A 23,368-nucleotide genomic window follows, 5' to 3' on the forward strand; every position below is an offset into this window, starting at 1 on the left:
TTGTTCATAAAATATTTATTCCGCGTTCAGCACAAATTTCTCGATTACATGTTTAACGCCATCTTCGTTATTGCTGAGCGTTACATAATCCGCTAATTCCTTGAGCGGCTCAATAGCATTGCCCATGGCAACACCAAGGCCTGCGCATTCCAGCATTTCGTGATCATTCCAGGAGTCGCCAATCGCAATAGTTTGTTCCAAAGCACAGTCAAAATGATTCGCAAGGAACGTCAAAGCATGGCCTTTCGTGCCTTCTTTATGCATGAATTCCAGAAAATACGGTTTGGATTTCGTGATATGCATTTGATCGCCAAGCAGCTCCTGGAATACCGGAATGAGCTCGTCGAGATAAGCAGGATCATCAATGATCAGCATTTTAGGTGTAGGCTGTTCGATCATTTTGATGAAATCAGGCTCAATATAATAAGGCGTGCGGTTCAGTGCACAATAATCGATCAGCTTCTGGTTTTCTTCTCGAGAGTATAGCTTGTCATCAATATAAGTCTGCAGATGCAGATTATGCTCCACGCAGTACTCATACAGCTTTCTGGCCGCGTCAACGGGAACATAGCGTTCATAGAGAACCTCTTCGTCCAGCAAATTCTTGATCAGAGCCCCTTGATAAGTGATGATCGGCACATTTAGTCCAGTTTGGCGAGCAATCGCTTGTGCGGATGCATAGGCACGTCCGGTCGCCAGTGTTACTACAACACCCTTCGCAACAGCTTGCTCTAACGCTTGTTGGACACCTGGGGTAACTTCTTTATCGTCATTGATGAGTGTGTCATCGATGTCGATGGCAATCAATTTGTAATCGGTCATGGTTGTCTCTCTCCTTTTATCTCTGTCTTAACTCTATTGTACCGTTTGTGGCACGGTTTTCAATTGGGCTAGGATCATATTGTCCATAGAGTGGAAAGGGTAGACAAAAAGAGGGTTTTTTTGCTATACTAAAATGCCGAACATATATTCCCGTATGTATGACGGCTGAAAGAAATGAACGGGCTCAAACAAGACAACGAGAGAATGAAAGGAAGTCATTTATTATGATGGGAAGAGCCCATTTGGTTATTAGCACCGGCGTCACCTTGTCGGTCATGGGGCTGGCCGGAATTCCCGTTACACTCCCGGCTGCGGCTGCGGCCGCAGTCAGTTCGCTGCTTCCTGACATCGATGAGCCGAATTCCATTTTGGTCAGAACGGTCATCCCAACAGGATTGCTGCGTGTGCTTCAGTTGGCATTGGTAGTTGGAGCTGTATTTATTTATTACTACGGCCAGGACTATGCTCCGTGGAATCTGGCACTGGCAGGTCTGATTGCCGTCGTATCCTTTCTACCCGGACGTACGCTGCGTCATATCGTGATGTTTATGATTGGTCTGGGACTTCTTCAGTTCGGCCAAGCCTTCAGCCCGTGGAACACGATTGCCGGATGCGTACTGATGATTTCCACACTCGTTTCCCATCGCGGTCTGACGCATACTGCATATGCTGCGGCAGGCTGGGCTATGCTGCTCTATTTCGCAACAAAAGGAACAGCAGGAGGGGAGAGCTTATGGATTGCAGGTGGAATGTCTTATGCCCTTCATTTGGCCGCTGATATGCTGACGAACAGGGGAATACGGCCATTACCCCCGCTGAAATTCAGAGTGAAGTTCAAACTAATGAGCACTGGTAGCAAATGGGGTAACACAGTAGAGAACATGTGCATCGTGCTCACACTCGTCCTTCTCTGGTATGTATTCATCGCATCCAAATAAAACGAACAGGGGTGGTCCCAAAAGGTCCAATGACCTGGGACGCCCCTCATGTCTGTTGTAAGACGCTACGTGTGACGAATCATTCCTACTCAAGAAGTGCACAATCGACTATAAAACCAAGCAGGTCACCCAAGGATGAATTGATATGCTCCCATCATAGTAGACAGTAGAAAAAAACAAAATTCTACTCTACTAATGATGGGAGTTTTTATGATGTCCAAAAGGAATTCAATTTCTTTTGATGTAAAGTTACGTATCGTGGAGCGATGCCTTCAGCATGAGACGACCCCCAGTTATGAAGCCAAGCAGTTGGGGGTAGATAAAAACACGGTTAAAGATTGGATAAGAAAATATAAAGTAGATGGTTATGAAGGATTAAAGAAATCCAGAGGACATAAAGCATACTCAAAGAAACTGAAGCTTGCTGCCATCAGGGATGTTTTATCCGGAAATCATTCTATACGAGAGGCGACAAAGAAGTATCATATTTCGAGTATAAGTGTTTTGATGGGATGGATTTCCAAGTATACTTGTAGGAAAGAAATAAAACCTACTCGTAAAGGAAAGGGACTATCTCGTATGAATAAAGGACGTAAAACCACTTTCGAAGAACGCATTGAAATCGCGCAGTATACGATCGCCAATGATTTGGATTATCAGAAATCCATAGAAAAATATAATGTTTCTTATACCCAGGTCTACTCATGGGTGCAAAAATATAAATCTGGCAGCGAGGAGTCCCTCAAGGACAATCGTGGTCGCAAAAAGCCTGTAGAAGAGCTAGATGACCATGAACGACTCAAACTTCGGATCAAAGAACTGGAAGCACGGAACGAATATTTAGAAATGGAGAACGCCCTCGCAAAAAAGTTGGCAGAGATCAAGCGACGAAATACACGCTAACGTTAGTCCGGCATGTGGACTTGTACCAAGCTATCCAAGAACTGCACGCTGAGAAAGGCTATGCCCTCACGAAGCTGTGTGAGATAGCCGGAATCGCTCGATCTGCCTATTATAAATGGTTAAAGTGGAAGCCATCCCACAGGGAACTTGAAATTCTTTCGCTGGCAAAAGAAGTAAAGCTTCGTTATGACAAGCGGAAGGGAGTGCTTGGCTATCGCCAAATGCGCATCCAATTGAACCGCAAACTTAAAAAAAATTACAACAAAAAGCGTTATTATCGAATTATGCGTGCTCTTGGATTGAAATCGGTGATTCGCAAGAAACGACCGAACTACGTGAGAGCCTCTGAAATCCATGTAGCTGAAAATGTAATGAATCGTGAATTTCAAACAGATGCTCCTAATATGAAGTGGTGCACAGACGTAACAGAATTGAAGTATGGGAATGGTCGTAAAGCCTATCTAAGCGCTATCGTTGATATATACGATAACTCCATCGTTTCATGGGTGCTAAGCCACTCCAACAATAATAAACTCGTCATGGATACGGTGAAGAAAGCTTACGGGAGGAACCCGGGGGTGACTCCACTTCTCCATAGCGACAGAGGCTTCCAATATACCTCACATGAGTACAGTCGACTTCAGGTTAAGTACGGTTTTACTAAAAGTATGTCTCGTGTGAGCCGATGCCTGGATAACCAACCCATTGAACGATTTTGGGGTACATTGAAGGCAGAAAGCTTTTATCTGACGAAACACGAAACCTATGAAGACGTCCTCAAAGACGTGAGAAATTATATCCGCTACTACAACAATTACCGCTATACAGAGCGATTAAATGGCTTGTCTCCCAACGAGTATCGACGAGCTGCTTAACGATGAGAAAAGAAAATAAACCCTCAGCTCTGTTAACTTGAACTGAGGGAAATAATCTAACCATTTTTTGTTTTTTACACTGTCTACTTGACAGGGAGCACTTCAAATCCTCGGGTGACCTGTTTTTATTGAAAGATATCCCTGTTAGAATCGTGACGTCAGTACTGTTCCTCTATTCCTCTAAAAAAATCAGACCGATCAGGTCATCAAACTCTAGATTGCCGAAGTAATGCTTGACGTCAATGGATGAGAGGGCTTCTCTTACTTCATTATCCTCGTAACGTTTGCCACGAAGCGCATTTTCGATATCGGCGACATCGCCTACACCGAAGAAGTCGCCGTAAATTTTAATCTCACCGATATGCCCGTCTTTAATGTTCATACGGATGTCGATAATGCCGACCGGGAATTTTTTCGCGTGTTTCACATTGCTTTCTGGTGATAAGCCATAGTTCCAGTCCCAGTTTTGGTAACGTTCCTTGGAGATTTGATTGATCATTTCCCAGTCTTTTTCTTGAAGAACGTACTGTGGAACTTGATCTGGCTCCATTCCGAAGATCGAACGCAGAAGCTCTGCACGGAACTGTTCAATTGTCATATCTGTACCGAGCAGCTCCTTAATGTTGGCAACCCGGCTGCGCACTGATTTCGTGCTCTTTGATTTGAACTTCTCCGGGTTAGCTTTAAGTGAAGCCTGAACATTGTCTAGATCAAGGCCGAACATTAAAGTCCCGTGGCTGAACATACGTCCTCGTGTGGAGAACTGGGCGTTGCCGGAAATCTTTTTCTCTCCGACTTGAAGGTCATTCCGGCCGCTAAGCTCAGCCGGAACACCCATTTTTTGAAGGAAATCGATAACGGGTTGGGTGAACTTCAGGAAATTATGAAATGACTGGCCGTCGTCTTTTGTAATAAAGCTGAAATTGAGATTGCCGAGGTCATGGTATACAGCACCGCCTCCGGACAATCGCCGAACAACTTGTATATTGTTGTCACGGACAAACTCCTGATTGATCTCTTCAATCGTGTTCTGGTGTTTGCCGATGATAATCGACGGCTGATTAATGTAGAAGAGCAAATAGCTGTCTTCCATAGGTAAGTGCTTCAAAGCGTATTCTTCAATCGCTAGGTTAATGGAAGGATCATGGATTCCCTGATTATCGATAAAGAGCATATGTACGCCTCCGTATAGTTTCTTTTCTGGTATAAAGCTTCAGATCTATTGTAAACCAATGTCCGGCTTCAGGGCAAAGGGTGAGGGGCAATTCACAAGCGCATACGAATAAATACGTGAGATATCCATGATGGTTATACAGGCCAGAAATAAGGTCCACGGCAAGCGGGGAGCGGCTATTCAATTTTTCTCTGTGAAGTTTCAGGTTGTAAGCCGAGAGGATATTTCATATAATCGTCAAAAGAGAAGTAAGCTTGGCAAAAAAGAATATTCAATACTCGCGAGGTCCTGGAGAATAAGCAAAGCATATGTTTTGCTCCCGGGTTAAAAGGGAAGCCGGTGCAAGTCCGGCACGGTCCCGCCACTGTGAATCAGGGATATCCTCTATTACTGCCACTGGCCTATACAGGGCCGGGAAGGCGGAGGTGTCATTTCAACCTGTAAGTCAGGAGACCTGCCCGCGTAAATGATCTGACGGTCCTTCGAGGAAGGGATTACGTTTGGCGGACCTAATGTGGGTGAGGTGCTGTACTATAGCTAAACTCCTATTTATTGGATAAGGTTCATTGTTTCCGAAACGTAGCCCCTGATTCTTCTAAGGAGAAATCAGGGGCTTTTTTGTGGTTGGATGTAAGGATTTCCGTCAAAAATCAGGTTTATTGAGTACCTAAGGCAAGCCAGTGTTCTCAAACTAGAGTTAGGAGAGAAAATCGATGAAAAAAATAATGAAGTCATGGTCCGCCATGTTGGCGGTGCTGATGCTGGTCCTGTCGCTGGCGGCTTGTGGAGGAGAAACAGCTCCGAAGGAGGCGACACCAGCACCTGTACAGGAGGCTGAACAAGGTCAGAAACCGGAAGCACCTGTCGCTGAAAACGCCAAAACGGTGTATCCGTTAACTTTAAAGGATGCTACTGGCGAGGAAATGACATTTGATAAGGCTCCAGCAAAAGTTGTGTCGCTGTCTCCTTCCGAGACGGAAAAACTGTTCGCGCTTGGCCTGGATGAAGAAATTGTCGGCGTATCCGAAGTGGACGACTACCCGGAGGCAGCCAAATCCAAGCCGAAAATGGGCGGTTATGAAATGGATGTTGAGGCCATTGTCGCTTCAGGCGCGGATGTTATATTTACAGCAGCGATGAATGAACAGAACGTACAGAAGCTCCGCGACCTCGGAATCAAGCTGTTCGTGAACGACCCGAAGACGATTGCTGAAGTCATGGACAACATTAAGGTAGTTGGAAAGATTACGGACCGTCAGGCGGAAGCTCAAGGCATCATAGATCAAATGCAGAAGGATCTGGACCTTGTGAAGGAAGCGGTTAAATCCGTAAAAGATGAGGATGAGAAAAAAGTGTATGTTGAGTTCTCACCGGGTTGGACGGTAGGAAAGGGCACATATCTGGATGAGATGCTCAATATCAGCAATTCAGCCAACGTGTCTGGTGACAGCGAAGGCTGGTTTGAAATCAGTGAAGAGAAGATTATTGCAGCGAATCCGGATGTGATTCTGTACTCCAGCAATGTCGTGGAAGAATCCACCAAAAAAACTTTGGATCAAATCATTAAAGACCGCAGCGGCTGGGACCAAATCGAAGCTGTGAAAAACAATAAGCTGATTAAAATTGATGACAATCTGATCAGCCGCCCAGGACCTCGTGTAACTCAAGGATTGGTTGAAGTAGCGAAGGCGGTCTATCCGGAACTGATGACCCCATGAGTAAAAAACTTGCGGGTTATGGAACGGTGGGGCTCCTGCTTTTACTGCTGACGCTGATCGTCAGCCTCGGCATCGGTTCCGTCCATCTGCCCGTTAAGGAAATTGGAGCCATGCTTCTTCACCGGTTGCCCTGGATCGGGGACTCTATTGTTCCCAACTGGGAAGTAGCTTCCGAGCAGATCATCATGAAGGTACGACTTCCCCGTATACTGCTCGGTATGCTGGTTGGGGCATCCCTTGCGGTGGCCGGTGCTGCTTTTCAAGGGGTGCTTAGAAATCCGCTCGCCGATCCGTTTACGCTTGGTGTATCTTCCGGTGCATCACTTGGTGCTGCGTTTCTGATCTTCTACGGATTGCAGTATTCATTTGCAGGTGCCTGGACCTTACCGATCGTTGCATTTATGACCGGGACCATCACACTGTGGATCGTGCTGTTTCTCGCCCGGGATCACGGTAAAATACCGACTCATGCACTGATTTTGTCAGGTGTGGTTATGCAGTCCTTTTTAGGAGCGGTCGTTTCATTCTTGACGGTAATGTCACGAGACACACTAACCGACATTCTATTCTGGACGATGGGAAGCTTAAGCATGCGGGGATGGTCGTATACGGCAGTCCTTTTCCCCTATTTCATTATAGGCTTCATATATTTGTGGAGCCGGGCGCGTACACTGAATCTGTTATCTTTAGGTGAACGTCAGGCGGCCCATATGGGGCTTAACGTCGATCGTCTGAAGACCAGTGTGCTTGTTGTTGCCACCCTTCTAACGGCTGCGGCTGTATCTGTATCCGGTGTGATCGGCTTCGTGGGACTGGTTGTTCCTCATATGATCCGTCTCATTACCGGTTCTGACTACCGGATCATCATTCCATTATCGGCACTGGGTGGAGCAATCTTCATGGTCTGGTCCGATACGGCTGCCAGATCCATACTGTCGCCGACCGAAATTCCGATCGGGGTAGTAACTGCATTTGTTGGAGCTCCGTTCTTCGCTTATTTGCTGTACCGGAACAAAAAGCAGCGCAGGGAGGGAAGCGTATGATTACACTTCAAGACGTAAGCAAGCGCTTTGACCGGGTGAACGCGGTGACCGGTATCGATTGGAACGTAAGTGTTGGGGAATGGTGGGGCATTATTGGTCCGAACGGAAGCGGGAAATCTACGCTGCTGCATCTTCTGTCAGGTGTGGAGTCGCCATCGTCTGGACATTTACAGTTTCGTGGCAGAGAAGTTTCAAGCTATAGCAGGAAGGAACTTGCCCGCTCTGTAGCGGTGCTTCAGCAAGAGGGTCTCGGTCCATCTGACTTTACAGTGCGCGAGGTTCTTGAAATGGGACGTTACCCGTTTCAAGACTGGATGGGACGGGAGAAGAAAGACTCCGGACCGCTTCTGGATCGTATTATCCGAAAGCTGGAGCTGGAAAACTTTCAATCCAGACGACTTGATCAATTAAGTGGGGGACAGCGCCAGCGTGCAGCTCTTGGCAAAGTGATGGCTCAGGAACCTACACTGCTGCTGCTTGATGAACCGACAACGTACTTGGATATCCATCATCAGCTGCAATTTATGAACATGGTAGCAGAGTGGCGTGAAGATACAGGTATAACGGTAATCAGTGTGCTTCATGATCTTAATTTGGCAGCCCAGTTCTGTGACCAGCTTCTGGTGCTTCAGGATGGGAAGATCGCGGGAGAGGGAACCCCGGCTGAAATACTGACCGAAGATTTTATCCGGCAAGTATTCCGGGTGGATCCTGCGGTCGTCAGCCATCCTGAAAATGGCGCTCCCCAGGTTCTTCTGACTGCAAACGTCTCCGATTAAAGCAGTCAGGCAAAGATCCATGCGGAAGTGGTAAGATGAATCTAGTCCGGGAAAAATGGAAATATTCTATATGTAAGCAAAATTTTAAGACGGCTAATAGCCGTCTTTTTTGTATGTATGGAGCATATCTTTTTTATGAAAAAGTAGAGATGTCAGATCGGATTTAACGGGTAATGTTTAAAGTGCGTCCGTATTTGGAAATGAATACGTAGTAGCACTTATCAAACAAAAAGGGAGGCATCAGGCGATGGAAACACTCTGGATCGTTATCAATGTCCTTGTGCTGCTTCTGCTTATCGGAATATTGTACTGGATGCAAAAAAAACACTACTCGTTTACCAAGCGGGTGTTTGCCGGGCTTGGTCTCGGTGTGCTGTTCGGTGCAATATTGCAGTTCATTTATTCGGCTGACTCGGATATCATAGCGAAATCGTCGCAATGGTTTAACCTGGTGGGGTATGGATATGTTCGTCTGCTGCAAATGATGGTTATACCGCTAATTATGGTATCGATCATCTCTGCCATTATGAATTTGAAGGGCGGACGCAATCTCGGCAAAATGAGCGGACTTATCATCGCTGTTCTGATATTAACGACGGGCGTAGCTGCATCGGTAGGTATTGCAACAACGCTTACGTTTGACCTGTCTGCTGAGAATATTCAGGCCGGCGCTGCTGAGCACGAACAGGGGGCGCTGCTGGAAGAAAAACTGGGAGATGTAAAAGAGCAGACTTTGCCGCAGCAAATACTGGAGTTTATTCCGTCAAATCCGTTCGCGGATATGACCGGTGCCAGGAGATCGTCCACGATTGCAGTTGTGATATTCTCTGCTTTTATCGGCATTGCTGTGCTTGGGATTGACCGGAAGCATCCGGAGCAAGCAGAAACGTTTCGCGGTATGGTCCGCGCCCTTTATGCAATTGTGATGCGAATTGTAACCTTGATTCTGAGACTGACACCGTACGGGATATTGGCACTTATGGCCAAGACGATAGCAGGAACGGATCTTCAGGTCATTCTAGACCTTGTCGATTTTGTTCTGGCGTCTTATGTGGCGCTAATCGTCATGTTTATAATCCATCTGATTCTGCTGTCCCTGTTCGGATTTAATCCGTTGATTTATGTCAAAAAGGCGCTGCCAGTCCTGACTTTTGCGTTCACATCACGCTCCAGCGCCGCATCTATTCCACTGATTGTGCAAACCCAGAACAAGAAACTGGGCGTCCAGGAAGGTATTGCGAATCTGTCCGCTTCCTTGGGGGCCACCATGGGACAGAATGGTTGTGCAGGTATTTATCCCGCCATGCTGGCCGTTATGATTGCACCTACCGCAGGTATCAATCCGTTGGACTGGACATTTATACTCACACTTATTGTTGTCGTAATGATCAGCTCCTTCGGTGTTGCCGGAGTAGGCGGCGGAGCGACGTTTGCCTCCTTGATCGTGCTGTCCACGATGAATCTGCCTGTAGCTTTGGCAGGACTTCTGATCTCGGTTGAACCGCTGATTGATATGGGCCGGACGGCGCTTAATGTTAACGGCTCCATAACTGCAGGTCTGGTTACGGGTAAAGTGATGAAGGAAGTTAATACCGACGTGTATAAGGACCGAAATCAAGATATAGATGTGATGCAGACGTAAAGCGAAATAAACCAAGACCGTACTCAGGTGAGTGCGGTCTCTTTTTTAGTGGATCGGGAAGTGGGTTGGAAGAAAATGATAAGAGATTAGATGGGCGTTCTGGTTCATTTTTAATGAGAGCGTATGGTAGACTGGGATTGCTGATTTTTTAATGTTGGCTATATTGAAAAGATTATATAGGAGTCGACATTTATGCCATTAACTTTTGCCCATCCGGCAGCAGTATTGCCTTTCTCCAGAAAAAGTAGGTACATTCATTTTTTCGCAATGATTCTCGGCAGTATGTCTCCTGATTTTGAATACTTTCTGAGAGGACAGCCCATAGGGGAAATTGGACATACATTTAAGGGGTTTCTAATATTCAATCTTCCTTTGGTTGTAGTGGTTTATTTGATTTACCATATCTTTATTCATCAAACCTTAACTAATCATCTACCTCTTTTTTTGCAGGATTCGTACCCGAAGAAAATAGATTTTTCCAGTAACACATTAAAAGTAACTGTCTTTTGTTATTCCGCGTTGCTCGGAATGTTGACACATGTCATTTGGGATTCATTTACACATCGGAACGGATATACGGTCATGAGGTTCCCTGCACTCAATCACTCGTTTAACCTATATGGCTTTGACATACCTCTGTACAAGTTTTTGCAACATGGCAGTACATTATTTGGAATATCGGCAATTATGGTTTATATATATTGCAGAGCGTTATCTCAAAAAAACCAAAATAAAGTTAAGGTTAGTGCAAAACAGAAATTCATTTTTTGGTCTTCATTATTTCTTTTAGCAACATTAATTCTAGTGCTATGGTATCTCATCGACTATGTTTCGATCATGAGTTATGGCAAAGTGGTTGTCAGAATCATAGATTCAACCTTGCTGAGTTTGCTTATTCTTTCTTTGTTATTTAAATACACTGGTTTATTCCGTAAAGATGATTAAGATATATCTGGCATAGACCTTAGTCGACACAAGGGCGGCCGCTTCCCCGTATAGTTCGGGAAAGCGGCCGCTTTTCGTGAATCGTCTTTTTGTATTGTTGCCATGGGAACTGCTTTATCTGCGGTACGCCTACAGTCAGCCGATGACAGTAAGTTGTTTAGGGAAAGAGGTCAGTACCTCAACACCGCTGTCTGTAACATGCACGTCGTCCTCGATCCGGACACCGCCTACACCCGGCACGTAGATGCCTGGTTCGATTGTAAATACAGCTCCGGGCTGCAGTAAATCTTCATTGCGACCGTGAACTGACGGGTATTCATGCACATCCATACCCAGACCATGACCTAACCGATGTAAAAACGCAGGCCCGTAGCCAGCTTCCTCAATAACTGCCCTTGCCGCCCGATCGATTGAACCGTACGTAACACCTGGTTTTACAGCACTTATAGCTGCTTCGTTAGCAGCCAGAACAGTGTTGTAGATACGTTCTTGCTCGGTACCGATATGCCCGACTGCAAAGGTTCGGGTAATGTCTGAAGCATATCCGCCCGCATACACGCCGAGGTCAAACATGAGCAGGTCACCCTGCTCGATTTGTCGCATCCCCGGAACGCCGTGAGGCAAGGCTGTGTTTGTCCCCGTTAGAACCATCGTATCAAAGGAAGGGCCGTCTGCGCCCAGCCTTTTCATCAAGTATTCCAGCTCGGCAACAAGCTCAATTTCACGCATTCCGATCTTGACCTGCTTCAGACCTTGAGTCAGCACCTCTTCAACCAGAACAGCGGCCCGTTTCATCTTCGTGATTTCATCCTTGGACTTCCGCACACGCATCTCACGTAATACCGGACCTGCGTCTTGAAAGGCACGAGCCGGTAAAAAATGCTGCAGCTGCTCGTAACGGGATACAGTGAGTTGATCCTTCTCAAGTGCCATAGTACCGATCGAGCCTTGAATCTGTTTGCTGAGCAGTTCATACGGATTGTCCGTATCTTGATGGGTAACGATGTTGTTTACCGATGAAGCGGCAGCTGCTGCATCACCATCAAGAGCTGGGACCATCAGGAGGGGTTCTTCACCGTGAGTTAGCAACAGCCCAAGAAAACGTTCATGCGGATCACTGGCGAAACCCGTTAAATAATACACATGCTTAGGATCTGTAATTAATAACAGGTCCCAGCCGTTCGTGGTCATGGCGTTAGTTATATGGTGTAATCTGGAATTCATTGCATTCATCCCTTCCCATGTTCATATGATAACCATAATATTTATCTACAAGCGTAGCTTTTTCAGGGGATAAAGTAAAGTGAAGTGCTTCTTTCGATGATATAAATGGGATATATGCTTGTGTCGGGATCCTGTATTTCCGCCGTTCGAAACGGGTAAGAAATACGTTTGTTAACTAGGGCCTGTCTTCAAACCTAAGCCAACCAAACCATAATGGAAGCCAGTGTTAAAAAAGCTCTAAACGTACAGGCTAATTTATCGAACCGGGTAGCTATCCGGCGGTAGTGTTTAATCTTGTTGAAAAAACATTCGATTTCATGACGTTCTTTGTAGAGCCACCAGTCACATTCACGCTGAATCTTACGAGATTTTTTGCTCGGAATCACGGGCTGAGCCTGCTGCTCATGGAGAAAATCGAGAATATCATTGGTGTCATAAGCTCGATCAGCCAACACGTTTGCTCCAGCGAGTTCCATGCATTTCAACATGTCATAACCGGTCACACAATCATGATTTTGGCCGCCGGTGAGTTCAAAACGCAAAGGGTTACCCAGCGCATCTACAATTGCATGGATTTTGGTTGTTAATCCGCCTCTGGAGCGGCCGATTGCCTGAAATTGCTGCCCCCTTTTGCTCCGGCTCCATGTTGATGAACGCGAACAATCGTCGCATCGATCATCACATTTTCGAAGTCGGGTTCAATCGAAATCTGTTCAAGGACTCGCTCCCATACGCCTGACATTTGCTACCGACGAAACCGAGTGTAAACCGATTTCTAGGGACCATAATACTCCGGTAAATCGCGCCAAGGCGCGCCGGTTCTAGCAATCCAGAGCATGGCATTGAGCATGGTCCGGTTATTTTTTGCAGGTCGTCCTCCTTGTTTCTTTCGTTCGGCTGGCAACACGTCTTTGATAAGTTCCCACTGATCGTCATGTATTTCGTATCGTCTCTTCATAACCTGATTTTACCACTTATAATGCTAGTTTTATAGTTTGAAGACAGGCCCTAGTGGATATGCCTGGAATGCACAGTAGATCAAGAAAAAGATGAATGCGTTTCTTGTCATCCTCCGGTAAAATAAACATACATATAATCACACCATTCGGAGGAATAGATATGGCAAAACATCCTTATCAGATCGAGTATGCCGTCAGAGCAGATTTACCGGTCATTGTAGACATTTATAATTCCACCATATCTGGCAGAACGGTCACGGCTGACCTGGAACCCGTCACGGCTGAGAGTCGGATTCGGTGGTTCGAGGACCATAATCCGGAATTCCGGCCATTATGGGTCATGCGAATTCATGATGAAATCGCGGCTTGGATGAGTTTTCAATCCTTTTACGGACGGCCTGCTTATCAGGGAACAGCTGAAATCAGCATTTATGTCGACGAGAAATACCGTGGGACCGGTGCTGGAAGCATTTTGATTGAGAAAGCGCTGGAGGAATGTCCCCGTCTTAAAGTGGATAACTTGGTCGGATTTGTTTTCGGGCACAACGAGCCGAGCCTGAAGCTGCTTAAGAAATTCGGATTTGAGCAATGGGGGCTGCTTCCAAGTGTGGCTGAACTGGATGGGATCAAGCGTGACTTGGTCATTGTAGGGCGTGCCGTGTAAGATTCATCACATAATATAAGTTGAACCAGAAGACGTTCGTATGCTGCGGGCGTTTTTTGTGCTTTGAGAAATATCTGTGCTCATGAAGTATCAGAATTTCCCGTCAGGCTAAAGCCAGCAATTTGCCAACCGCCGAATTCCCTCATCGATATCTTCTTCCTTGATTCCTGCGAATCCAACAATAAACTCACGTTTATGGTTCGGATTTCCGGCATGCTCCGGTTTTTGGTCATATGTATAGGCAATAGAATGTACACGAATACCCTGATCCTCGGCAGCAGCCTGTAGTTCCGCTTCAGGGGAGGGGTGCTGCAAAGAGAGGATTAGATGAAATCCGGCGCCGGTTCCTGAAACAACAGCCCGATCTCCGAAATGCTTGCGGATGGAGGAGATAAGGGTATCATGTTTTTTTCGTAGGATCGTTATCATTTTGCGGAGGTGACGATCAACAAAGCCATCCTGCATGAATCGCTCCAAGGTGCGTTGATGAATCCGGGAGGCCGTGCATTCAACAAACAAATGATGTTTTAAATGGTGGTATTCCTCCAGTAAAATAGATGGAAGAATCATGTATTGTATACCGAGTGAAGGTGACAGGACTTGTGCAAACCCGCCGAGATAAATGACCCGGCTGTCGGAAACAAGACCTTGCAGACAAGGAATAGGCCGGCCGTAATACCGGAATTCTCCGTCATAATCGTCCTCAATAATAAAGCCGCCGCATTCTTTAGCCCACTGAAGCAGATCAAGCCGCTGAGACACGGGCATGATTTTGCCGGTTGGGAATTGATGTGATGGGGATACGGTTACAAATGTTGCTCCACTAGCCCGAAGAGATTGCTGATCCAACCCACCCGCTTGCAGAGAAATCGGATGGATGGAATATCCACTCTGGCGGAACAGTTCGGGGTACTGCGGATAACCGGGATTTTCAACGGCGATATCTTTCCCGTATGGGCGAAGCAGGCGGCACAATAGTTCCAGAAGCGGGTATGGGTCTGATCCAATCACGACCTGTTCCGGTGAACAGGATACACCCCGCATACTGCGTGCATACTTAGCAATCTCATAACGAAGCCCTTCCTCACCTTGAGGATCACCATAGAAGAGAAGGTCTGAGACTTGTTCTTCCTGTAGAACACGGTTGTAAGTTTTTCTCCATTCGGTCAACGGAAAATGTTCATAATCGTTTTTGGACATATGAAAATCGTAGCGGTAGGAGCGGTGTCGAGGCAGCTGCCTCCCTTGAGGGGGAGGTGGTTCGGCCGGTATGGGTACAGGTGTATCCGTCAGCTTTTGCACAAAATAACCGCTGCGTGGTCGGCTGAGGATGAAACCCTCAGCTAGCAACTGTTGATAGGCCATCTCCACCGGAGTTGTACTCATGCCGAGAAAATCGGCTAGTTTGCGTACCGAGGGAAGTCGTGCTTGATCCTGCCAGCGTCCGGTGGATATTTCTTTTTTCATGTATTGGTACAACTGCACGTATAGAGGGGTAGAAGAATCTTCAGCAGACCAGTTCATCTCGGCCAGGTTAATGCTCACATATTTCACTGTTCATCTGTCCTTTTAAATTAATAAAATCTGTACATATGGATATGGTCAATTCTTTGGTATATTATATGGGATTTGATTGGGAATGAAAATAGGAGGTCATTATGGACACAACATTATGGAATCCGCTGCCGGTTCGCTTTTTGGAAGGTGAGCGAGTATATTTGAGGCCGATTGGACAGGACGACGCGGAAGGATACTTTCGTATGCTGTTTAATCCGGAAGTTCGGAGATTGACCGGAACGCAGCATTCTTTCACATTGGAAGGTGTCAGGCGTTATATTGAGGGAAAGTCGGCTGATGACTCTGCAGTACTGCTGTTAATTGCTTTATCGGATACTGATGAAGTGATTGGGGATATCGCCCTTCAGGATATCAATCACGTTAACCGGAATGCCAATGTTCGAATTGCTATCGATTCGGATAACCATAAGGGTAAGGGATATGGACCAGAGTCGATCCGTCTTCTTTTGGAATATGGCTTCGGGGTTCTTAATCTGCATCGGATCGAATTGCAAGTGTTTGCGTATAATGAACGTGCGATCAAGGCTTACGAAAAAGTCGGATTCAGCAGAGAAGGCGTACAGCGGGACGCGTTATACTATAACCACCAGTATCACGATTCGATCATGATGAGTATTTTGGAAGATGAGTTTAAGGCGCTTTATCATAAACAATAGACAGAATAAAAAAACTATGCCCAAGCGCGTGCCGATATTCAATCGGTGCGCGCTTGGGCATATTGTTGCAGTATGCCGGGATTCAAATTGAAAAATAATAATGTCGACGAACTGCCCATAGACAAAGACCCCGTATCGAAAACCAAATTCGGCGATATTACTCATTGGGGCGATCATGGATTTGTTGGCGATATAACATATTGGGCCCTGACTGAATGATTTTATTGAAAACACCGCAAACTACTACTTGTTCAAAGTTGCTAATCACCATGAATTGGCTTAGACAATCGTTTCGCGGCATGAATCGCAATGCAATTCGATTGAATTTTTGTAGCTTATTATAACTCCGGATTTTGGTGGAAGGGCTGAGTGGATTGGATTTTTTCGAAAGTAAAGAATCGTTGACAACCATTGAATGGGTCTTAAGAGGCACTGTTAGCTTTGTTTTCTTACTCCTTGTAACTAAACTAATGGGACAGCGTTCCATTTCTCAATTAAGGTTTCTCGATTTCATTATTGCTCTGACCCTTGGCAATATTATAGCTCACCCGCTTTCAGATGAGGAATTGGGATTAAAAGGATCTATGATAACCACCATTGTTCTTATCGTGTTATATGTTATAGCGACGTGGTTAAGCCTGAAGTGGCCGTTTTTCAAACGATATCTAGATCCATCACCAATCACGCTCATTCAAAATGGACTCATCCAATTTCATAATCTATCTAAAGCAAGAATCTCTATTGATTTTTTATTTTCTGAGCTTAGAAAAGAAAAAGTAGAGGATATACAAAAAGTATCCCTTGCAGTATGGGAGCCGGGTGGAACAATATCTGTTTTCATGGACACCCAATACCAACCGGTTACTCCGGCAGATATGAAATTAGAGACCCAACCGTTTATGATCTCAAGGCCGATCATCATAGATGGAAAAATCGATATGTCGCTTCTTCAAGAAATTGGAAAAGATCTTGTGTGGCTCAATACCAAGATAGCACCAACTAATACGAATATCCGCGATGTGATACTAGCGACTGTTACCGAAAACGAAAATGTGCTTGTCTATTCAAAACCAAAGAAGAGAGGCCTCCCTGGTGATTAAAGCTTAAAATCCAAGAGAGGCTGTTTGATCGGTACATTCTGCTCATGCTTCGGATTGTCTAGGGAAGTACTCAGCTATCTATCACTCCTGAAGATTCTCCGACTCACGTTTCCGACTGAGGAGTTTTCTTTTGCGTAATTGTTGTGCAATTGTAAGTCCGATTAGATATGCTGGCGCTGTTGTATTTCCATCAACGGTAAAAGGTATAATCGAATCATCGGCGACGATTAGATCTTTTACTCCATGCACTTCCCCGCGTTGATTAACCACCCCTCCTTTTGCAAGTGGGGCCATTCGGAGAGATCCTTGTTGGTGATGGTTATGCTCAAAATTCTCTTTAATAAAGCTTTCGAGCTTTTCATCGTCATTGATGATGTCTATCGTTGGTGAAACTAATCGGTACATAGGATCGATGGTTCTTAGCTGCTCTGCTATATTTTTGATATAAACCCTATAGATTTGCTTTACGGCTTCCATGTCGTCGTTGTTCTTTAGAAAGGCCTCATCAGCTAGTACGATTTTAAGGGGATCATTGTTCTGTATCTTTATCGAACCACGGCTCTTAGGTTTTAGGTATATAATGGCGATGGTTAACGAATCATCAGATCCTATCCCAACAAGTTGAACCGCTCGGACATCGGGATCTGCGCCAGGTGTCGGATCAGGTAAGAAGGCGCCGCCTGTATAAAGTGCGTCTGGATCGTTGTCAGGTAGCGGTTTATCTGCGGGGTTTGTAGTAAAAACAGCAAAATTTAATGTGTGGTTCCTGAGTTGCATGCCCACATTTGGATTATTTACAACAACAGGAATTCCTGATGATTTTAGTTGTTTCTTAGGTCCAATTCCAGAGAGCATTAGTATCTGTGCACTGTTAATCCCAGCTGAAACGATCACTTTCTTTTGGGCGTATGCCCGGACACATTTTCCCTCTTTTATAAACTCCACGCCAACAGCACACTTGTTTTCAAAAAGGATACGCAGTGCCGTTGATTTGTAGAATACGCTCAACTTACGGCCATTAAGGCCACGACCACCAGGTGTTATTATATCTGATGAAAGGAAGGCGGTTGATGAGCTTTCACGTTCCCCATTCGGTTTTTGGAACAACTGCCATCGAGTAAAGGGTCCAAGTGTTGTTTCTGGGGTATTATAATCAAGTATTTCAGGGAATCCAGTTGCTTGCTCGATTGCAGAAACCAGCTTGTTTGCCATACTTGTAGGATTTTCGGGCGCTTGCCTAATATCTATTCTGCCATGGAATCCGTGAACATATGGATTGTCTGTCTCCCCGTTATACCTCTCCATTTTTTTGAACCGGCTTATCGCTCGTTCAGGTGACCAGTTGGGTCCTAAAAGTGCTTCCCACTGTTCGAAGACAGCTGACGTTGGTCTAACATATTGCTCACCATTAATCGAGGAGCCACCACCGGAGAGCCGCCCTGTCGTCCACTCAAATACACGTTCATCAAGTCCTTCCTGTGGAACGCCCTCCCCCTGCCAAAAATACTGAGGGAAAAACATCTCCTCAAGCTCAGGAGCAAATGTGGAAATTCTGATCGGCTTATCTCTGTCCTGATTTTCTCCAGCTTCTAATACAAGGACTGACGTTTTCCTGTCATCTGTTAGGGTCTTTGCAATGATGGCACCGGCTGGACCTGTTCCAATAATGATATAATCAAACATTAATTTTTTCTCACTTTTAGGCGGTTTGCTCACAATCAGGTCTCCTTTGTTCAGCATTAATCATCAACCTGTTCTAGAATATTACCGACGTCTGCCTAAAGTGACGGAATTATTAAATATATTAGAGTGGTAATAGGAATAGCGATTACCTATAACGTCTATAGCCATGTGGTCTTGGACGAAATACACCGGTATGCGTTACGATGAAAGTATCAACGAGTCTGAACGTTAAGGAGCATTTTTCCACATGATATCTTCTTTTTTTATGACGTTGTACAGTGTGTTTCTTCCAATCTCCCTTCCTGTCATTGCCGGTGGACTATTAAAACGCTTTAAGGGTCTGGAGACGAAGACATTATCGGCTTTATCCCTTTATGTAATGAGTCCGGCGCTCATATTTGAAACACTAGAGAAGGCAACCGTTACATCGGGTGATGTAGCGGTGACGGTCGCATTTTGTATCATGAATGTCATTATTTTATGGCTGTTAAGCACTTGTGTCAGTAAAATGCTGGGACTGTCCCAGCCGGAACGGTCCGGGCTTGGACTAACGACGATGTTCACCAACAGTGTGAACTATGGTCTGCCATTGGTGCTGCTCGCCTTTGGGCAAGCTGGGCTGGATAAAGCGTCCGTGTACGTTATAGTGCAGATCATTATCATCAATACGCTAGGTGTGTATCTGGCGGCAAGATCCCATTTCTCTGCAGCGAAGGCCGTTAAATCTGTTTTTACGCTTCCATCCGTGTATGCGGCGTTGCTTGCCGTACTGATCCGGATGACGGATGCTGCCCTTCCTGAAGGCTTGGAGACAGGGATAGGAATGCTTTCCGCCGCATACGCTCCACTGGCTCTTGTTATACTTGGGGCTCAGATGATGGGCGTACGTGATGGCAGTGAAATATCGATGGTCTCCCGCCGAGGATTTTGGTCAGGGATGGCGATGCGTATGGTTATTGCTCCGCTTGTTGCTTGGGGTATTCTGGCGGCATTATCGGTGGAGGGAACTTTGTTTGAGGTTATTCTTGTTCTGTCTGCAATGCCGGCAGCTGTAAATGCGGTTATCCTTGCGGAGCAGTATGATGCAGCTCCCCGGCTTGTGTCCATGTGCATTTTGTGGACGACGCTGGCATCATTCATTTTTCTGCCTGTTCTGATTGGTGTCCTATAAATCCAGGCATTCGGCGGTATTGACTTCCTTACTGGATGTAACTATGATAGTTACATTCTTCGATTGGAAAAGTTGTAACGATGGAGGAGAGCATTTTGAATATTAGTACCCGTTTTTCCGTCGCCATTCATATATTGTCTATACTGGAGCTGAACAAGTCTGGGCTAAGCACTTCCGACTACATTGCAGGGAGTGTCAACACGAATCCAGTAGTAATTCGCAGACTTACAGGTATGTTGAACAAGGCTGGACTTGTTGAAGTGCGTCCAGGAGTGGCCGGCGCCAAGCTTAAGGGATCTGCTGCAGAAATATCACTGCTGGATATATACCGGGCTGTTCAAGTGGTACAGGAAAATAATCTGTTTGCAGTTCATGAACAACCGAATGTGAAATGTCCTGTAGGCAAGAATATTCAGGATGCAATCGTGCCCGTGTTCTCACTTGCACAAAATGCGATGGAGAGAGTGCTTCAGGAAGTGACGCTTCAAGATATTGTGCAGAGTATCTCACATAAGGATTCCGGGAAGGATATAGACGCTTGTAACCTAGAAGGTTAAAGGCGTCTATGGTCATTTTCAGAAGTGAAAACCATACACCAGTTCGGACGCCAATTTATTTAGATTGGTTATGCAAGTTGCAGTTGACTTTCTTTTTGTAAGCGACTATAATTATTTGTATACAAGTTGTAACTGTTGTCGTTACATGTCAGACCTCAAATTTGTCGTTAATTATTTGGATAGAATACATGAATGTGATATTAAACAAGGAGTGGTTATTATGTCAGCAGTGCTGCATCCGTCCACAGAGCTTGGACATGTTTCTCTACGTATCCGCAATTTGGCGAGATCCGTTCGTTTTTATACAGAAGTCATCGGTTTGAAAATGCTTCGGCAGCAAGGAAGAGTTGCCGAACTGACGGCAGACGGCAAGCATACATTGCTCATGCTTGAAGAAGTGGAGGGTTTAATTCAACAGCCGGAGCGGACAGCGGCAGGCCTGTATCACTTTGCGATTCTCGTGCCGGATCGGAAAAGCCTAGGGCTTGTTATCCGAAATCTGATTTCCCATAACATCCCGGTTGGTCAGGGGGATCACCTCGTCAGTGAAGCTCTTTACCTCAGCGATCCGGACAATAACGGCATTGAAATTTACGCGGACCGTCCGCGCGACACATGGAAGCGGGATGAGAAAGGCGAAATCATGATGACTACTGATCCGGTAGACGTTGATGGTTTGCTGGCCGTATCAGAAGGATCGGAATGGAACGGACTTCCGGCAGGAACCGTGATCGGTCATGTGCATTTCCATGTATCCAATCTTCAGGAGGCGAAGCGGTTCTACTGCGACGTTCTCGGATTTGAACTGACGGCACACTACGGCAATGCTGCAATGTTCATCTCTGCGGGTGGATATCATCACCATATCGGGTTAAACGTGTGGGCCGGCGTTGGCGTGCCGAATACCCCTCGTCATGCGGCGGGTATGAATTATTTTACGGTTGTTCTTCCGAGCGAAGAAGAGCTTAAAGTCGTTGGCGATAGAATTCATGCGGCAGGATTAACATTGGAAGAGCGGGACGGTGCATTTTATGTAAAAGATCCTTCCGATATTGAAGTTAGGCTCGTGGTGCAGTCGGCTAACAATAAATAAACCTGGTGGATGATGCAATAGATAACAAATTAATCGATATACAGGAAAGGTTGGGGAATGAAATGGGTCAGAGTTGGTCTAAAGGGGAAATTAGATTTAGCGAGAGCCAGATCCGTCAAATCGAGGCTAATGCTAATGTTCTGCAATAACAAAAAACATTTATAAAAAGTAACAAATGTGATATTATGTAAAAAATGGTTATTGTAAAGGAGTGATTATTATGAATATTTCTATTTTAGCTCTAATTTCTATGGGAATAATCTTAGTGTATGCCATTGCAATAACGATTATAGTACAGTTAGTTGGTATGAGATTATTCAAAGACAAATCCAATATGTATTTTCTATACGCTTCTATTATATTGGTGATCCAAACTTATCTTATAATTAAAGACTTATTATCTAAACATACTTTAAGTTCTGCCAATATTTTATTTTTCTTAATGGCGCTTATGTTTATTGTCCGAGGAGTAAGGAGAAAGAAAATAGATATTAAATGATGTTAATTTTTGAAAAAAGCCGCTAAGCGGTTTGTCCTTTGGTTTCATTTGCAGTCTTTCTTCCAGCTGGTTGACCGCAGTCCCAGTTTTTTTCACTTGTGATTTCTGCCGTTTGGCCTGAGAAACCGCTCCTTTTTAGATGGTTGCTCGACACTTCCATTCTACCAAAGGGCGGTTTCTTTGTTTATGTGTTTTTGAATTGGACATGCACGAAACAGCGGGGAGGACGAAGCGATTCCGGAGAAGCATACGCTCTTGTCCCCGAATTTCTTCCGCCAAGGGAATAATTCAAGAAATTCGGGGGCAAGAGCGATTGGAGGAACGATTTGTACGCGTAGCGTCTCATAACAGGCAGAGGGGGCATCCCAGATCAATGGACCTTTTGGGACACCCACTTTTGTAGGTATTTCCATAACCACCCTATAAAATTTACCAATTAAAAGAAGGGTATATGTTAACATTTAGAGGGGGTGATGTTATGCCAATTTGTCAGAAATGCGGCTATTCTTGGAACTGGAAAGAGACCTTCCTCAAAATACTCACATTTAATAACAAGTTAATATGCCCTTCCTGCAAGTCACTTCAATATGTCTCAAAGAAATCGAGACAACGAATAAGACTGATTTCATTTCTATCCATTAGCATGATGGTCCCTATGGTATCCATGGGTATGCGCATCGGCTATATTTTGATGTATGCATTGATTCTATATGTTTTACTGATTGCTTGTATGCCATTTTTTTATATGCTCAGTAACGAAGATGAGCCGATGCTTTAGCCTGTTTACGTTTATAGCTGAGCCAACCCCTCAAGCGTCCGGATCATATGTTCCACCAGATTGGGGATGTCTGACATGTTGTCCTCGTTGATTTTGTGCGGGAATTTGAGTTCAATCGTATTTTTGTAAACGATAGGATCTTCGCCGAAAATACAGCTAAGCGTCTGCACTGGAACGATTTGAGGCTCCCATATGACCTGCATCAGCTCAGAAATACGCCGGCACTGCTCGGGTACAATCTTGACCTCTGTATAGAATCGGAGAGATAGCGCGCAACCTGGCTGTTCTCCGGGTGTTTCCAATAATTCAGCAGCAAGGTCTTTTAAAAAAGCGTCAAGCCGAATTTCGGCTTCTGCTCCAGTTCGTGGAACCAGCTCGAATTTGAGGCTGAAAGCCCGTGACATGACGGCCATATCCATCCGGTCTGTCCGGCCTGTGACGAGAATCCTCTCATCCAGATTATCCAGATCATAGACCACATTTTCCACTGTAACCTTCAAATTTTCAAACATGGTTGGATCGAACATACAGACACTTCCTTCTGACAATGATGAGTAAATACATGAA

22 protein-coding genes, 1 pseudogene and 1 riboswitch are annotated in these 23,368 nt (G+C 45.3%); of the genes and pseudogenes, 16 read left to right on the plus strand and 7 right to left on the minus strand.

What is annotated here, in order from left to right:
- Positions 1 to 15: 15 nt before the first annotated feature.
- Positions 16 to 822, minus strand: a complete 807-nt coding sequence (locus B9N86_RS05145; protein ID WP_208918062.1) for a Cof-type HAD-IIB family hydrolase — start codon at positions 820 to 822, stop codon at positions 16 to 18.
- Between the two features lie 224 nt (positions 823 to 1,046).
- On the opposite strand from B9N86_RS05145, the gene B9N86_RS05150 reads away from it, so the two are divergent.
- The 3 genes from B9N86_RS05150 (at position 1,047) to B9N86_RS05160 (ending at position 3,538) form a co-directional block, all read left to right on the plus strand.
- Positions 1,047 to 1,760 carry a metal-dependent hydrolase gene (locus tag B9N86_RS05150; protein WP_208918063.1) on the plus strand — a complete coding sequence of 238 codons (714 nt, stop codon included), beginning with the start codon at positions 1,047 to 1,049 and terminating at the stop codon, positions 1,758 to 1,760.
- A 195-nt stretch (positions 1,761 to 1,955) separates the two neighbouring features.
- Positions 1,956 to 2,663 carry a helix-turn-helix domain-containing protein gene (locus B9N86_RS05155; protein WP_208918064.1) on the plus strand — a complete coding sequence of 236 codons (708 nt, stop codon included), beginning with the start codon at positions 1,956 to 1,958 and terminating at the stop codon, positions 2,661 to 2,663.
- A 14-nt stretch (positions 2,664 to 2,677) separates the two neighbouring features.
- Positions 2,678 to 3,538: an IS3 family transposase gene (locus B9N86_RS05160; RefSeq protein WP_210190641.1), complete on the plus strand. Its 861-nt coding sequence runs from the start codon at positions 2,678 to 2,680 to the stop codon at positions 3,536 to 3,538.
- Between the two features lie 172 nt (positions 3,539 to 3,710).
- Here the strand turns inward: B9N86_RS05160 and lplA are convergent, their stop codons facing one another.
- Positions 3,711 to 4,712, minus strand: coding sequence for a lipoate--protein ligase (gene lplA / locus B9N86_RS05165; RefSeq protein ID WP_208918066.1), 1,002 nt, complete (start codon positions 4,710 to 4,712; stop codon positions 3,711 to 3,713).
- A 265-nt stretch (positions 4,713 to 4,977) separates the two neighbouring features.
- A riboswitch (cobalamin riboswitch) is annotated at positions 4,978 to 5,188 on the plus strand.
- A 237-nt stretch (positions 5,189 to 5,425) separates the two neighbouring features.
- Between lplA and B9N86_RS05170 the strand changes: the two genes are divergently transcribed.
- The 5 genes from B9N86_RS05170 (at position 5,426) to B9N86_RS05190 (ending at position 10,839) form a co-directional block, all read left to right on the plus strand.
- Positions 5,426 to 6,430 carry an ABC transporter substrate-binding protein gene (locus B9N86_RS05170; protein WP_208918067.1) on the plus strand — a complete coding sequence of 335 codons (1,005 nt, stop codon included), beginning with the start codon at positions 5,426 to 5,428 and terminating at the stop codon, positions 6,428 to 6,430.
- On the plus strand, positions 6,427 to 7,473 hold the full coding sequence (locus tag B9N86_RS05175) for a FecCD family ABC transporter permease (RefSeq protein WP_208918068.1): 1,047 nt from the start codon (positions 6,427 to 6,429) through the stop codon (positions 7,471 to 7,473). The genes B9N86_RS05170 and B9N86_RS05175 overlap by 4 nt, the downstream gene beginning before the upstream one ends.
- Positions 7,470 to 8,252, plus strand: coding sequence for an ABC transporter ATP-binding protein (locus tag B9N86_RS05180; RefSeq protein ID WP_208918069.1), 783 nt, complete (start codon positions 7,470 to 7,472; stop codon positions 8,250 to 8,252). Before B9N86_RS05175 ends, B9N86_RS05180 begins: the two co-directional genes overlap by 4 nt.
- 247 nt (positions 8,253 to 8,499) lie before the next feature.
- Entirely contained in the window at positions 8,500 to 9,894 is a 1,395-nt protein-coding gene (locus B9N86_RS05185; protein ID WP_208918070.1) for an L-cystine transporter, read from the plus strand.
- Between the two features lie 192 nt (positions 9,895 to 10,086).
- Entirely contained in the window at positions 10,087 to 10,839 is a 753-nt protein-coding gene (locus B9N86_RS05190) for a DUF4184 family protein (RefSeq protein ID WP_208918071.1), read from the plus strand.
- A 135-nt stretch (positions 10,840 to 10,974) separates the two neighbouring features.
- Here the strand turns inward: B9N86_RS05190 and B9N86_RS05195 are convergent, their stop codons facing one another.
- On the minus strand, positions 10,975 to 12,063 hold the full coding sequence (locus B9N86_RS05195) for a M24 family metallopeptidase (RefSeq protein WP_208918072.1): 1,089 nt from the start codon (positions 12,061 to 12,063) through the stop codon (positions 10,975 to 10,977).
- Between the two features lie 194 nt (positions 12,064 to 12,257).
- Positions 12,258 to 13,021: pseudogene (locus tag B9N86_RS05205) on the minus strand (IS5 family transposase).
- A 161-nt stretch (positions 13,022 to 13,182) separates the two neighbouring features.
- Here B9N86_RS05205 and B9N86_RS05210 point away from each other — a divergent pair.
- Complete coding sequence (locus tag B9N86_RS05210) at positions 13,183 to 13,686, plus strand: GNAT family N-acetyltransferase (RefSeq protein WP_208918073.1); 504 nt, start codon at positions 13,183 to 13,185, stop codon at positions 13,684 to 13,686.
- Between the two features lie 108 nt (positions 13,687 to 13,794).
- On the opposite strand, the gene pdxR is transcribed toward B9N86_RS05210, so the two are convergent.
- Positions 13,795 to 15,231 carry a MocR-like pyridoxine biosynthesis transcription factor PdxR gene (gene pdxR, locus B9N86_RS05215; protein WP_342193613.1) on the minus strand — a complete coding sequence of 479 codons (1,437 nt, stop codon included), beginning with the start codon at positions 15,229 to 15,231 and terminating at the stop codon, positions 13,795 to 13,797.
- A gap of 113 nt (positions 15,232 to 15,344) precedes the next feature.
- Here pdxR and B9N86_RS05220 point away from each other — a divergent pair, with 113 nt between their 5' ends.
- The gene (locus tag B9N86_RS05220; protein WP_208918074.1) at positions 15,345 to 15,920 is read left to right on the plus strand and encodes a GNAT family N-acetyltransferase; all 576 of its coding nucleotides are present in this window, start codon (positions 15,345 to 15,347) and stop codon (positions 15,918 to 15,920) included.
- A gap of 374 nt (positions 15,921 to 16,294) precedes the next feature.
- Positions 16,295 to 17,020 (plus strand): DUF421 domain-containing protein, encoded by a 726-nt coding sequence (locus B9N86_RS05225; protein ID WP_208918075.1) that lies wholly within the window; start codon positions 16,295 to 16,297, stop codon positions 17,018 to 17,020.
- An 81-nt stretch (positions 17,021 to 17,101) separates the two neighbouring features.
- Here the strand turns inward: B9N86_RS05225 and B9N86_RS05230 are convergent, their stop codons facing one another.
- Positions 17,102 to 18,760 carry a GMC family oxidoreductase gene (locus B9N86_RS05230; RefSeq protein ID WP_208918076.1) on the minus strand — a complete coding sequence of 553 codons (1,659 nt, stop codon included), beginning with the start codon at positions 18,758 to 18,760 and terminating at the stop codon, positions 17,102 to 17,104.
- Between the two features lie 190 nt (positions 18,761 to 18,950).
- On the opposite strand from B9N86_RS05230, the gene B9N86_RS05235 reads away from it, so the two are divergent.
- The 5 genes from B9N86_RS05235 to B9N86_RS30915 all read left to right on the plus strand — a co-directional run bounded on the left by B9N86_RS05235 (position 18,951) and on the right by B9N86_RS30915 (position 22,801).
- Positions 18,951 to 19,874, plus strand: coding sequence for an AEC family transporter (locus tag B9N86_RS05235; protein ID WP_208918077.1), 924 nt, complete (start codon positions 18,951 to 18,953; stop codon positions 19,872 to 19,874).
- Positions 19,875 to 19,969: 95 nt separating this feature from the next.
- Positions 19,970 to 20,431 (plus strand): Rrf2 family transcriptional regulator, encoded by a 462-nt coding sequence (locus B9N86_RS05240; RefSeq protein WP_208918078.1) that lies wholly within the window; start codon positions 19,970 to 19,972, stop codon positions 20,429 to 20,431.
- Positions 20,432 to 20,651: 220 nt separating this feature from the next.
- Positions 20,652 to 21,524 (plus strand): VOC family protein, encoded by an 873-nt coding sequence (locus tag B9N86_RS05245; RefSeq protein WP_208918079.1) that lies wholly within the window; start codon positions 20,652 to 20,654, stop codon positions 21,522 to 21,524.
- Between the two features lie 220 nt (positions 21,525 to 21,744).
- A complete protein-coding gene (locus tag B9N86_RS05250; RefSeq protein ID WP_208918080.1) occupies positions 21,745 to 22,023 on the plus strand; it encodes a hypothetical protein in 279 nt (92 codons plus the stop codon).
- A 478-nt stretch (positions 22,024 to 22,501) separates the two neighbouring features.
- The gene (locus B9N86_RS30915; protein WP_208918081.1) at positions 22,502 to 22,801 is read left to right on the plus strand and encodes a TIGR04104 family putative zinc finger protein; all 300 of its coding nucleotides are present in this window, start codon (positions 22,502 to 22,504) and stop codon (positions 22,799 to 22,801) included.
- Positions 22,802 to 22,812: 11 nt separating this feature from the next.
- On the opposite strand, the gene B9N86_RS05260 is transcribed toward B9N86_RS30915, so the two are convergent.
- A complete protein-coding gene (locus tag B9N86_RS05260; RefSeq protein WP_342193622.1) occupies positions 22,813 to 23,313 on the minus strand; it encodes a hypothetical protein in 501 nt (166 codons plus the stop codon).
- Between the last annotated feature and the right edge of the window lie 55 nt (positions 23,314 to 23,368).

It is taken from the genome of Paenibacillus uliginis N3/975 (assembly GCF_900177425.1).
Taxonomy (GTDB): Bacteria; Bacillota; Bacilli; order Paenibacillales; family Paenibacillaceae; genus Paenibacillus_AQ; species Paenibacillus_AQ uliginis.